Source organism: Undibacterium sp. 5I1, from assembly GCF_034314085.1.
Lineage (GTDB): Bacteria > Pseudomonadota > Gammaproteobacteria > Burkholderiales > Burkholderiaceae_D > Undibacterium.
This window is the reverse complement of record NZ_JAVIWI010000001.1, coordinates 2,014,119-2,027,164: the sequence shown is the minus strand read 5'-3', so window position 1 is coordinate 2,027,164 and position 13,046 is coordinate 2,014,119. Positions and strand designations below refer to the sequence as shown.

The following is a 13,046-nucleotide window of genomic DNA, read 5'->3' as shown; positions in this document are numbered from 1 at the left end:
CCTCCGGGGCTGTAGAAGTAAAAAGAGCTTAAACGCTTTTCGCGCTTAAGCTCTTTTTAATTTTTATATTGCTGCTTAGTTAGGCTGTTTAGTTAGATATCTACGCCTAAGCGTCTAGCGCATTAAAAAAAGTTAGCTAGTTTTCTTTTCCCTGGCGACAAAATACAGCAGCAATACGATTAACACATAAGGAATCATCGACAAGGCGTTTGAGTTGATACCCTCGTAGAAAGGATTATGTGCCGTTGCCCAGTCACCGATGGACTTATCAAAATTGGTCAGAATACCAGCGCTGAAAGCGATGAAGATACCGGCCAATGCACCGCCAGCAATGTAGCCTGAGGACAATAAGACACCAGAACTGCTATCGCCCGCTGCTTGCTTCTCCTCATCCGTCATTGTTTTGTAGCGATCTAGTTTGCTATTGCGACGATCTACTAGCCAGCGAATCATTCCGCCGATAAATAAGGGCGCCGAGGAGGATAAAGGCAAATACACACCAACCGCAAACGCTAGGGAAGGGATGCCAGCCATTTCTAAAATCACGGCAATCATCACGCCGAAGATCACCAGAGTCCAAGGTAATTTTTGATCCAAAATACCTTTGATGATGTAGGACATTAATACCGCTTTTGGCGCATCAAACTTGGCGACCTTGGTGCCATCCGGTAATTCTTTGTAAGTGCCGTTAATACCTGGATCAACCATATAGACAACCTTGCCAGCATTGTCTACCAGATACTTGCCAGCTGGGCCGCCGACAGTGTCGCTTTTTTGCCAGACTTTATAAGTTGCTTTATCTGCCTCAGCTTGCGTGCCGGTGAGTTGCGCTGTATCCGTCAGTTTGCTGACATCGGTGACCAGATTTGGCGCGACCTGCGCTGCGGGTACATAGGTAGTTGCGCTCTCATTGAGTTTAAGTAAGATCGGACCCAAAACCAAAGCAGAAGTCAGTGCTCCAGCCAAAATCGCAAACTGCTGCAAGCGTGGTGTTGCACCGACCAGATATCCGGTTTTTAAATCTTGTGAAGTTGAGCCAGCGTTACTCGATGCGATACAGACAATCGCGCCGACCGATAACGCCGTCACATAATATTGTCCGCCAGTCCAGCCCATCAATAAAAAGATCAGGCAGGTAAATAGCAAGGTCGCCACGGTCATGCCGGAGATCGGGTTGGAGGATGAACCAATTTCACCCGTTAAACGGGATGATACCGTCGCGAATAAAAAGCCAAACACCAAAATCAAAATCGCACCGAGGATATTCATGTGCAAAGGCGTTGCCGCGGTGATGATGGCAATAATCGCCAGCGAGCCAATGACGACCCATTTCATCGGAATATCTTGCTCAGTGCGCAAAGTGGATTTGACTGCATTAGTGGTGTTGCGCATTCCCGCAATACCTTTGGACAGGCTGCGCCAGATTGTTGGCATGGCTCGCATCAAACTGATTAAGCCACCCGCGGCAACTGCACCAGCACCAATATACAAGATGTAAGAACTGCGGATAGCGCCAGGACTCATTGCGCTAATTAGGGTCGTACCCGGGCTGACCGGCACAGTCAATGCATCACCGAAGAACTTGATCATCGGGATCAGCAAGAGATAGGACATGACGCCGCCAGCAGCCATGGTTGATGCGATACGTGGGCCAATAACATAACCAACGCCGAGTAATTCCGGCGAAATTTCTGCGCCGATTGATCCTGCTTTTAACGGTGCACCGAACGCGACTTCTGGCGTATCTTTCCAACCGCGCAAAGCGACGTTGACGATCTTATAAATCAGGCCAACACCAAAACCCGCAAAAATAATCTTGGCGCGTTTGCTGGCTTCTGCAAAAGCATTGGGATTGTCGCCTTCACCTGCTGCATCACGCGAGCTTTGATTAGCTGCGGCTTTTAATACTTCTGCGCAAGCAGTACCTTCGGGATATTTGAGTTCTAAATGTTGGTCGACAATCAAGGTGCGACGCATCGGTATCATCAATAAAATACCGAGCAAACCACCCAATACACCAACTAACATCACACGCCAGATTTCCAGATCAAAGCCCAGAATCAAAATCGCTGGCATCGTCACGCCAAGACCAAAGGCGATGGATTCACCTGCAGAGCCAGCAGTTTGGGTGATATTGTTTTCCAGAATAGTGGAATCTTTGCCACCCATTTTTTGGAATACGCGGAACAAGGTAATCGCGATCACCGACACTGGAATCGAAGCGCTGACCGTAAGGCCAACTTTTAACACCAGATACAAAGATGACGCACCAAAGATAATGCCCAGTACCACACCCATGATTAGGGCGCGGATGGTCATTTCTGGAAGTTGGGCTGATGCGGGAATGTAGGGCTTAAAGGCGGGTTGAGCAGAGGTGTCGTTTGGCATTGTTTTACCTTGGTGTCAATCTAATAAAAACTACGCAAAAAATTACGCAACATGAACTGGAAGACATTGTGTGTCCTAGCTCGTTTATTGGGAAATTCAAAAATCCGATAGATGTGCAGCGAGTTTTTTGGCTTGCGCTGTCTCTGTCAGAGAATTTTTAGAACTTACCTATTCCAGCCCGATTGGGGCAGAAGTGCTAATCGGGCATTATATGGCGACATCCCGGTAATTTCGCTCAAATTTCATGCTTGTTTAAATTTGGCAACACTGTGATGCCACGGATGACTGGATTGCGCCATGCCACCAAGGCCAGCAGCAGGGCGGCGACACCCGCAAAGCCGAGTGAGTAGCGCAAGCCAAGGTGCTCGCCCATCCAGCCGCCGATTAATGCACCGGGGCCAGCAGGTAGCAAAATCAGCCAGCGCATCGTGGACGTCATTCTGCCGAGTAGCGGTTCTGGAGTAACTGCTTGCCGCAACGCCAAAAAATTAATAAAAATCAGCACGCCACCAATAGAGAAGCACACCAGCATGATCGTGAAAGCAATCACGCCCCAGTGATCAATTGGTGCTATTGCCAGCAAAGACCAGCCAAACCCACAGATACTGATACCGAGCACCATGCAAGGGCCGGGGCCTATGCTACGGCTAATACGATGACCATAAATACTGGCGATAACAGTACCGATCCCCATGCCCATATAACTGAGACCAACAGCTTGTTCCGATAAGCCTAAAGTGCGGGTAGCAAATAAAATTTGTACGACCAGTGCCGCGTTGTAGCAAAGTTGCCAGCCACCGACGGTCGCTGCGAGTGAGACTAATAGAGGTTTATTCCAGACAAACTGAATACCTGCTTTAAGGTCATTCCAAAAATGCGCGCCCTCAATACTAGGTCTGACTTCATTGACTTTAATCCCACGTAAAATGGTGGCGGAGCTGAGCAGTAATAAGGCATCCGTCATCAGTGCCAGTGGTGCCCCCATCAGATTAATCAAGCTACCGGCAGCGGCTGGCCCCGCGATCTCTGCACCGGAGTTTGCCAGCGCATTTTTTGCAAATGCTTCTACCAGCCGCTCTCTGGGGACAATCTGGGTCAAAACGATTTGTGCGGCGGTACCTGATGTTGTATTGACTGCGCCAATAATAAAGCCGACTACATACAACCACATCATATTGATGGAACCTAACCACCAGACCAGCGGGACACTGGCGACCGCAATCGCTACCAAGATTTCACCGACGACGTACACGGGTAATTTGCGCACTCTGTCTAGCCACACCCCTGATGGCAGCGATAAAAACACAAATGGCAAGGTTTCCATAAAAGTCAAAATACCCATTTGAGTCGGCGTGGCATGCAATAAAATCGCAGCCGTCAAAGGCAGCGCCAGCATCGTCACTTGTGCACCAAGCGAGCTGATCAGTATCGACGTCCACAAACGGCGATACACCAGATCGCGTAGTAAGTCAGTAGGAGCTAAGGTGAATCTTTGTAGCAGACGCTTTTTCATATTTTTATAGTATTAAACCGAGAATTTCTATTGTCGCTGTTCCAATAGACATTCTCGGTTAAAAAAAGCCGGACAAAAAAGAGGGATGACGCTTAAAAATATTTTCGACAATTTCAGATTGTTATTAGTTAATTCCAAGCTGTAGAGCGGATATGTGCTGACTGGTATTTCGCCTCTGCTAGCGTTTACAATAGCTGCCTTAGTGAGTGTATTCGTTCACTAAGATGTTCACGCTTAAGTTAACACTTAGTTCACGCTCGGTTCACTTATATTACACAGATTACAAAGATTAGAGAACACAAACATGTTTGAAAAACCTATCGTCATGATTGACTTTGAAACCTCAGGCATGAGCCCGGAACAAGGCGGTCGCGTGACCGAAGTTGCGGCGCTGCGGATCGTTGGCGATCAGGTGGTGGATCGTTATGTATCGCTGATCAATTGTAATGTCCGCATCTCCTCTTTTATTACTGAACTGACTGGCATTACCCAAGCAATGGTCAACAAAGCACCACCAGCATCGGAGGTGATTCCTGAGCTGGTCGAGTTTATTGGTAACGATACTTTAGCCGCCCATAACGCTAGTTTTGATGAGAAATTTTTGCAGGCAGAAAGTGATCGTTTAGGTCTATGGCCTAGTTACGATGGGGTCGTGTGTTCGGTCAAATTAGCGCGCCGGGTTTTCCCTGGATTGGATAGTTATTCACTCGGTCGTCTGGCATCATCTTTGGGTATCCGCTTTGCTGGTGCGGCGCACAGGGCAGAGGCCGATGCCGAAGTCGCCTCGGCTTTGCTGTTGCGCATTGCTGCCCATTTGGGTAAACAGTACGACATGCGCAGCGTTGATCCCCGCTTGCTACAAGAAATCAATAAACTCAGTGCGGCTAAAGTCGGTGCCTTCTTAAAAAAACAGACCGCAGCACCAGAGCCAAAATCCAGCATGCTTGTGCCGGATAAAATACAAGACAAACCAGTACAGCGCTACCGCCATTACAAAGGTGGCGTGTACGAATTATTGTATGAGGCAACGCAAGAGTCGGATTTGACACCAGTGATTGTGTACCGTTCGCATAATGGTAGCATTTGGACTCGTGCTAAAGACGTGTTTTTTGAAACCATAGAAGTGGATGGTATTAAGACGCCGCGCTTCGCTTTGATTGAAGATTAGTCAGATCCTAGCGAAGCACAAATCAGACTATCCCCTGCTTTAGCGCTTTCGGTAAATCGTATTGCGCGACACGCCCAAAGCACGGGCAGCAGCAGAGACATTACCGCCATGAATTTGCAATGCAGTTTGTATGGCCTGAATTTCTAAATCCTGTAACTTACTCTTACTGATGGGCTGCACTGATTGGATGGCGTTAGCAGAGGATAAATCGTTAAAGACTGCTTGATTGATGTCAGGTGTGACATGGCTTACATGGGTGACGGACTGATCTAGTGTCGGTTGGTACTCGGTCAGCGTCGTGATTTCCTCTAAAAAATCCTCTGGTAAATGTTCACGACAAATTTCATTGTTTTCGCCAGCCATCAACATCGCCGTGCGTAAGAGGTTGTTGAGTTGGCGTAAATTGCCGGGCCAGCGGTGGTGCTTAAATAACTGCATGACATCGCTAGAAATTTGGTGGGGTTTGCCGTTTTTATGGCGCGACCGATTTTCTTCGGCCAGCATTCTTTGAGCTAGCACCGTCATATCAGAACGTTCGCGCAAAGCGGGCAGTTTTAAAACCAGACCATTCAGCCGGTAGTACAAATCCTCGCGGAATTCACCTTTGGCAATCAGCTCGCGCAGATTACGGTGGGTTGCACAGATCAGTTTTACATCGACATGAATAGATTTATTTCCACCCAGCGGCATCACGCTGCGCTCTTGCAATACCCGGAGTAATCGAGCTTGCATACTTAGGGGCATATCACCGATTTCATCTAAAAATAAAGTGCCGCCATGCGCTTGCTGGATCTTGCCGATGTTACCTTTTTTTCGTGCGCCGGTGAATGCGCCATCTTCGTAACCAAATAATTCTGATTCAATTAAGGTCTCTGGAATCGAGGCGCAATTAACTGCGATGAATGCAGCTTGTCGTCGGGATGAATCTTGATGTATTGCCTGAGCCAACAGCTCTTTGCCCGTACCTGTTTCGCCCGTGATCAGCAAGCTGATATCGTGCTCGGCGACTTTGCTGATTTTATTGATTAAATTAGCGATCAGCGGATCGCCCGTGTTTAGGGCTTTTAGTTTTGAGCTATTTGAGGGGCTATTTTGTGAACTGTAATTCGCTGCTGGATGATGGTTTTCTGAAGCCTTTTGGTAGTCTTGTCGTTCTTGTTCTTGTCCTTGCGCGTATTGTGAGAAGCTATTTTTCAGCTTAAGTTCCGCGCGTGCTGATACCCGCACTCCGCCCGGTAATGAGAGCGATAAAAATTGTGCCGTCGCGTTGCGGTAATGATCAAGCAGCGATGACAAGGCGACCCCAAACAGCGAGCTAAAGCTATGTGCAGTCAAGGACGCTAATGGCAATCCAAGCTGGAATAAAGCACTACGATTTGCCGATAAGAAACGTCCGTCTGGTGTAAAGCAGGCGATGCCTTCCATTAAGGTGCCGATAAACTCAGGTCGTGCATGGAAGTGCAGGGTGATAGCGTCTTCAAATGTGGCGGAGAACAACTGGTTCTCTATCATCTGGGCCGACATACGGACTAAGGCCATCGTATGTTTGTGAAAGCTGCGGTAGTCGCCAGTGACGTCAAGTACTCCTAACACTTTGCCCTGATAGTCAAAAATCGGCGCGGCAGAACATGTCAGAAAATGATTGGCTTGCAGATAATGATCGCTGCCGTGGATTAAAGTAGGCGCGGCCTCAACCAATGCGGTGCCGATTGCGTTGGTACCTTTGCTATGCTCTGCCCACATCACTCCCGGGCGTATCGCTACCTGATCTGCTTTTTGTAAAAAATCTTGGTCGCCAAACGCATGCAAGATGTGGCCGTTAGCATCTGTCAGCAAGACCATGCTGTGGGTATCAATAATCTGCTCGTAGAGCGTTTCCATCACTGGTAGCGCATAGGTGTGCAAAGCATGATTTTGTTCCATCAGCAGCGCCAGTTCTTTATTGCTTAAACTGCTGAAGTCAGGTGCGGCTTTACGCTCTACACCATAAGCGGCGGAGCGCAAGTGCGACGCGGCTAATAATTCGGGATGGGTTCCGGCAGAGATAAATCTGTCGGATTGGCTGGGTGATAGCGGTGTCGCTTGCGCACCGTCGTTGCCTCGCTCCATGATCTGGCGCATTTCTGGACTCCGTATAGAGGATGGGTCTGTATGCTTTTTTTAATCGTTGTAATGGAAACTTCTAAAAACCCCTTAATCGAGCGCATCGCGTTGTTGTAAAGCCTCGCAATACCGACGTATTGCTACGTCGAGGTGGCAACTCTGCCTAGCGCTGCATCTCGATTAAGGGTTTTTACAAGATTCCTAATGTAACACTACTGATTTATTTTCGCATCCGCTTGCTGGTCCCTACATCAGTACACTTTGGCAAACTTTTAAAATATTTAATATTTATTTATACTGAGGGTAAGTATATTTAATTGTCCAAGTATTATATGGTCTATAGGCCGTTTTTTATAAAAAATAGGGGGAGTATCTTCATTTTTACGCGTAATTACTGAGTGATTTACTAGCAAAATGGTGCTGTCATTCACTGGTGCAGAGTCGCCCGTATTTTTAGAGCACCACCAAAACATTACTGGAATGGCATAACTTTTGCGTAACATGCCCCAGCAGCACGTAGTGTGTACCTCGGTGTTCCAAATTGTCACAATAAAATCAGGAGATAAAGATGGCTATCGGTTTCAATATAAATGGCAAAGCAGTATCGTCCAGTTCGGAAGTGGATACCCCGTTGTTGTGGGTAATCCGTGATGAACTTGGTTTGACCGGGACGAAATTTGGCTGTGGCATGGCGCTTTGCGGCGCTTGCACTGTGCATCTGGATGGCGTGCCCGTCCGCTCTTGCCAGACGCCGGTATCGTCGGTCAAAGGTAAAAAAATTGCTACCATCGAATCACTCTCTGCGGACAATTCCCACGTATTACAAAAAGCCTGGATCGCGCACGACGTGCCGCAATGTGGCTACTGCCAATCGGGCCAACTGATGAGCGCCGCTGCTTTGCTGGCCTCGAATAAAAACCCCAGCGATACCGATATCGACAACGCCATGAGCGGTAACATCTGCCGCTGTGGAACCTATAACCGTATTCGTGCTGCGATTAAGTCTGCCGCTGCCGAAATGCGTAAAACAGCTTAAGGGGCGCGCCATGACAACTACTAGACGCAGTTTCCTTAAAACTTCCGCTTTAGCTGGTGGTGGCTTGATGCTTGGCATCAGCTTACCAAGTATCGTCGGTGTAAGTGACGCTCAGGCAGCGGGTACTTTATATACCCCGAATGCATGGGTACACATCGCTGACGACAATACGATTACCTTGATCTCCGCCCGTTCTGAAATGGGGCAGGGCGTGTACACCTCGATGCCGATGTTGATTGCAGAAGAGCTGGATGTTGAGCTGAAAAATATCAAGGTAGAAATTGCTCCTCCCAACGCTGCTTACACCAATAGTTTGCTCGGTGCACAAATCACCGGCGGCTCTACCTCAGTACGTGACGCATGGGAAAAATTGCGCATAGGCGGTGCCCAGGTCCGTATGATGCTGGTATCTGCCGCAGCGAATAAATGGGGCGTTGATGCCGCCAAGTTAAGCACCAGCAATGGTATGGTCAAAGGTCCTGACGGTAAGCAAGCCAGCTATGGCGAACTGGCTGAAGCGGCATCCAAATTACCGGTTCCTAAAGATGTCGTGTTGCGTGATCCTAAAGATTTTAAGATCATCGGCAAAGCGACTAAACGCTTAGATACACCGAATAAAGTGAACGGCAAAATCCAATATGGGATTGATGTTGTCTTGCCTGATATGGTGTACGCATCCTTAGAGCAGTGCCCGGTGATTGGTGGCACGGTCAAGAGCTATGACGCGACCAAAGCGCGTAGCATGCCCGGCGTGATTGATGTGGTGCAGATACCCGATGGCGTCGCCGTGGTAGCGAACAGCTACTGGCGTGCGAAAAAAGCACGTGAGACTTTAGTTGTTCAGTGGGATGAAGGTAGTGTTGCAAAATTGAACAATGCCAACATGATGGCGGGTATCCGCGCCGCTGCCGCGACCGGTAAAAAAATTAGCATTAAAAAAACCGGTGGTGATGTTGATGTCGCCATGAAGGGCGCAGCCAAAACACTGAAGGCAGAATACAGCTCGCCTTTGTTAGCGCATGCAACCTTGGAGCCGATGAACTTTACGGCCGACTTCAAAGACGGTAAATGTTTGTTGATCGGACCTACTCAGTTCCAGCAAGGCGCGCAAGGTGCCGTCGCTGCCGCATTGGCGATCAAGCCAGAAGACATCACGCTTAAAACGACCTTCCTTGGCGGTGGTTTTGGTCGTCGCCTGGAATTAGACTTCATCGTGCAGGCGGCGCAGATTTCTAAAGCGGTTGGCAAGCCTGTCAAACTGTTATGGACGCGTGAGGATGATACGACGCATGATTTCTATCGTCCTATGGCGCTCAACCGGATGGCAGCAGGGCTGGATGCGAAAGGTAAACCGGTTGCACTGACGTTTGAATTGACCTCACAGTCCGTGACCCAGCGTGCATTTGGCTTGCCAAAAGATACGCTCGATCCGTTTATGGCAGAAGCCTCAGTCGTGCCGTATGACATTCCAAACATGACGCAAGACTTGTACATCCATGATGCGGGTTTGCGTGTCGGTTACTGGCGCTCAGTCAGCCATGCACTGAATGCATTTCCGAATGAGAGTTTTGTCGATGAAATGGCGAAAGCTGCAGGTAAAGACCCTTATGCTTTCCGTATGTCGCTGCTGGACAAGCAACCGCGTTTCGCCAACATCTTAAAACAGGCAGCAACTAAAGCAGGCTGGGGCAAGCCCTTGCCAGCCGGCCATAAGCTGGGTATTGCGTTGATGGAGGGCTACGATACTTATATGGCGCAAATTGCCGAGATATCCGTCAATAAAGCGCATGAAATCAAAGTGCATAAAGTTACGGTAGTGGCTGATCTCGGGCACATGGTCAATCCCGATACGGTCGAGGCACAAATCCAGTCCAGCATTGCCTTCGGACTGACTGCCGCCTTGTATGGTGACATTACCTTGGAAAATGGACGCGTGCAGCAAACCAACTTCCATAACTATCCCGTCTTACGCATGGTTGAAATGCCTAAGATCAATGTGACCTTAGTACAAAGCACCGAAAAACCAGGCGGTATAGGTGAACCGGCAACTGCATTGATCGGGCCGGCCGTAGCGAATGCCTTATTCGCTGCTACTGGCAAACGCTTGCGTAGCTTGCCTTTGACACCAGAGAAAATCGCTGCCGCATAGCAATTGCGCAATGAAGAGCGACTAAGTGGATTCAGCGTAGAATAATTCACTTAGTCGTATTTCATCCACTATCTCATCCACTATTTAGCGATTTCATCCTGCATACCTTATGCGGTTTCCAAGGCAAAAATGGCCTGTAAGCCGCATAAGCACTGCACCCTCATTTTGGATTGTCATGGACAGTATTGATCTGGAAGTGCTAAAAGCCTGCGCCTTATGGCTACAGGCCGGACGCAAATGCGAGTTGGTTACCGTCATCAAAACCTGGGGTTCTAGTCCCAGACCAGAAGGTGCCATGTTGGCGATTTGTGATGACGGACAAGTAGTCGGCTCCGTTTCTGGCGGTTGTATCGAAGACGATTTGATTGAGCGTGTCCGGCAAGAAGGCATACAACGAACCTTGCCAGAGATAGTCACTTACGGCATCACCGCCGATGAAGCGCATCGCTTCGGCTTGCCTTGTGGCGGCACGATACAACTAGCATTAGAACCTTTATCCGCGCACAGCCGGATTACAGAATTACTACAAAGATTAGCGCAACATGAGTTGGTGGCGCGCAGATTAGATTTGCATACTGGTGAGGTCAGACTCGATCTTGCGAAGTCGGCGATGAGCTTACAGATTTCAGAAACAGCACTTACGACGATACATGGCCCACGCTGGCGTTTGCTGATTATCGGTGCCGGGCAACTGTCCCGCTTCCTCGCCAGCATTGCGGTCGGCATGGATTACCATGTCACCGTTTGCGACCCCAGAGAAGAATACCGAGCAGGATGGCAAGTAGAAGGCGTACAAGTCGTGCACGCCATGCCAGATGATCTGGTGCAGGAGATGCAATTAGACAGCCGCAGCGCAGTGGTCGCCTTAACTCATGATCCCAAGCTGGACGATTTAGCGCTGATGGAAGCTTTAAAATCCGATGCTTTCTATGTCGGTGCCATCGGCTCCCGCGCCAACAACAGCAAGCGGCGAGAAAGACTCAAAGAATTCGACGTCAGCGATGCGCAACTCGCAAAACTGCATGGCCCGATTGGTCTATACATCGGCAGCAAAACTCCGGCAGAAATTGCGATCTCCATTTTGGCTGAAATGACCGCGGTGAAGAACAATATTCATTTGCCGGTAGAAGTGCAGGTTGAGTATGCCAAGCATGCGTCCAATCAAGTCTCTAGTGAGCCAGTCTGCGTCATTGGGACGCCGTGATATGTCATAGACACAGATGATTTGTTGATGTTAGTTGGAGGTGGATGTGTCAGATATTGATACTGTAGCACTGTCCTAATTATCTATTTCGCCACAATTTTTTTCCTAAACTACTACTTGGGTAGTGACTTAATTTCAAGACGGTGGCTTGTTGAAGGGGTTTGGCGGTTGGTTAATTATCCCCGCGATTTCGATTGTTATCGCACCATTTTCAATGCTATCGGATTTAGTGCAGTCTCTGAATATCTATGGAATGGATCAATGGATCTCTTTTTCAACCGTTGGCAATACCCTTTACCATCCTTACCGCATTCCGTTACTACTATTTGAACTGATCGTTAATATCGGTGGATTTACTTTTTCAACCTTGCTGGTTGTGCTGTTCTTTAAGCAACGTCGGAGTGCGCCTGCAGTCTTCATTGCGTTCTCGCTATCAATGATTATTATCCGGCTGCTTGACATGCTGTTATCAGCAAAAATACATCAAGCGGCCGCGGTAACGATGAGCAAAGATTGGATGGCCTTAGCAAAGGACACGATTGCTGGTTTGTTATGGAGTATGTATTTCCTGAAATCAGATCGGGTCAGAAACACTTTTACTCAGTTGTACAAGCAAGCAAACTCTACATCTGCGCATCAAACCTTATCGATAATTTCTCAAGATAGCAAAACAGCGCCAGACGAGTCAGCCATAGCTCAAGCCGATAGCACTGCATCCCGTTCGACTGGTACTTTATAAAAACCAGAAAAGGCTACATGTCAGGACTTAATCAAGTCGTTAAAATTTAGGTATTCCATGATCAGTATTGAGATCATGGAATACGCCGACTTGAGTAAAGCTAGTTCCAAACAAATCGTGTTTAATTTCTATCCGTATATTAAACTGATTTGGATTGTCATTTCGGTGGCAAAGGTAGGTCTTTCCCGGCGTTAGTATGCTGGGTATAGAAATGCGGTAGCCAAAGACTTCCCAAAAATAGCCATCGCTAGTGAAATGTAAATCACCCTCTTGCACGCGTAGCAGTAATTTCATACCCAGCCCCATACCGACATATTCTAAGACTTCGCCTTTTTCGCTTTCTTTCATATACGACGTAAATTGTATGGGTTTGCGTCCGTGTAGCCGATAAATCCGCTGCTTGAAAATGGAGGGGCAATCTGGTTTTGAATAGACTTGAATATCTACTGGAAAATTTGCATCATTGTATGGAATGAGCGCGCCTTTAATCATTGGCATGGTCAGAAAACCCAGTAATTTTCCGAACTTAGAGCATTTCAGTTCGCTTAGATGACCGACATAGTGTAATGGCTGATTTGGCGTTGGATTTTTTGCAAAACGGGCCTGAATATCTGGATGAAGTTCTAACCATTCTGCACCTAATATTTTTTTAAATAATTCGCCCTCTGATGGAGTCGTCGCGATATTGGTCATGTAGAGAATATTGTTATCGAAGTTAAGCGCCAGTATTTTAGGCGGCTATAGGG

The 13,046-nt window shown here is 48.0% G+C and carries 9 protein-coding genes; 5 read left to right on the top strand and 4 right to left on the bottom strand.

Annotated elements, in window-relative coordinates:
- Nucleotides 1–132: 132 nt before the first annotated feature.
- A complete protein-coding gene (locus tag RGU72_RS08945) occupies nucleotides 133–2,388 on the bottom strand; it encodes an OPT family oligopeptide transporter (protein ID WP_322119395.1) in 2,256 nt (751 codons plus the stop codon).
- A gap of 235 nt (nucleotides 2,389–2,623) precedes the next feature.
- Entirely contained in the window at nucleotides 2,624–3,901 is a 1,278-nt protein-coding gene (locus RGU72_RS08940) for an MFS transporter (RefSeq protein WP_322119394.1), read from the bottom strand.
- Between the two features lie 304 nt (nucleotides 3,902–4,205).
- Here RGU72_RS08940 and RGU72_RS08935 point away from each other — a divergent pair, with 304 nt between their 5' ends.
- Nucleotides 4,206–5,069 (top strand): DUF1653 domain-containing protein, encoded by an 864-nt coding sequence (locus RGU72_RS08935; protein WP_416200115.1) that lies wholly within the window; start codon nucleotides 4,206–4,208, stop codon nucleotides 5,067–5,069.
- A gap of 39 nt (nucleotides 5,070–5,108) precedes the next feature.
- Here RGU72_RS08935 and RGU72_RS08925 read toward each other — a convergent pair whose 3' ends face one another.
- Nucleotides 5,109–7,190: a sigma-54-dependent Fis family transcriptional regulator gene (locus tag RGU72_RS08925; protein ID WP_322119393.1), complete on the bottom strand. Its 2,082-nt coding sequence runs from the start codon at nucleotides 7,188–7,190 to the stop codon at nucleotides 5,109–5,111.
- Between the two features lie 550 nt (nucleotides 7,191–7,740).
- Here RGU72_RS08925 and RGU72_RS08920 point away from each other — a divergent pair.
- The 4 genes from RGU72_RS08920 (at nucleotide 7,741) to RGU72_RS08905 (ending at nucleotide 12,300) form a co-directional block, all read left to right on the top strand.
- The gene (locus RGU72_RS08920) at nucleotides 7,741–8,208 is read left to right on the top strand and encodes a (2Fe-2S)-binding protein (protein ID WP_322119392.1); all 468 of its coding nucleotides are present in this window, start codon (nucleotides 7,741–7,743) and stop codon (nucleotides 8,206–8,208) included.
- A 10-nt stretch (nucleotides 8,209–8,218) separates the two neighbouring features.
- The gene (locus tag RGU72_RS08915) at nucleotides 8,219–10,357 is read left to right on the top strand and encodes a xanthine dehydrogenase family protein molybdopterin-binding subunit (protein ID WP_322119391.1); all 2,139 of its coding nucleotides are present in this window, start codon (nucleotides 8,219–8,221) and stop codon (nucleotides 10,355–10,357) included.
- A gap of 175 nt (nucleotides 10,358–10,532) precedes the next feature.
- The gene (locus RGU72_RS08910) at nucleotides 10,533–11,561 is read left to right on the top strand and encodes an XdhC family protein (RefSeq protein WP_322119390.1); all 1,029 of its coding nucleotides are present in this window, start codon (nucleotides 10,533–10,535) and stop codon (nucleotides 11,559–11,561) included.
- A 148-nt stretch (nucleotides 11,562–11,709) separates the two neighbouring features.
- The gene (locus tag RGU72_RS08905) at nucleotides 11,710–12,300 is read left to right on the top strand and encodes a DUF2569 domain-containing protein (protein ID WP_322119389.1); all 591 of its coding nucleotides are present in this window, start codon (nucleotides 11,710–11,712) and stop codon (nucleotides 12,298–12,300) included.
- A 39-nt stretch (nucleotides 12,301–12,339) separates the two neighbouring features.
- Here the strand turns inward: RGU72_RS08905 and RGU72_RS08900 are convergent, their stop codons facing one another.
- On the bottom strand, nucleotides 12,340–12,993 hold the full coding sequence (locus RGU72_RS08900) for a DUF4166 domain-containing protein (RefSeq protein WP_322119388.1): 654 nt from the start codon (nucleotides 12,991–12,993) through the stop codon (nucleotides 12,340–12,342).
- Between the last annotated feature and the right edge of the window lie 53 nt (nucleotides 12,994–13,046).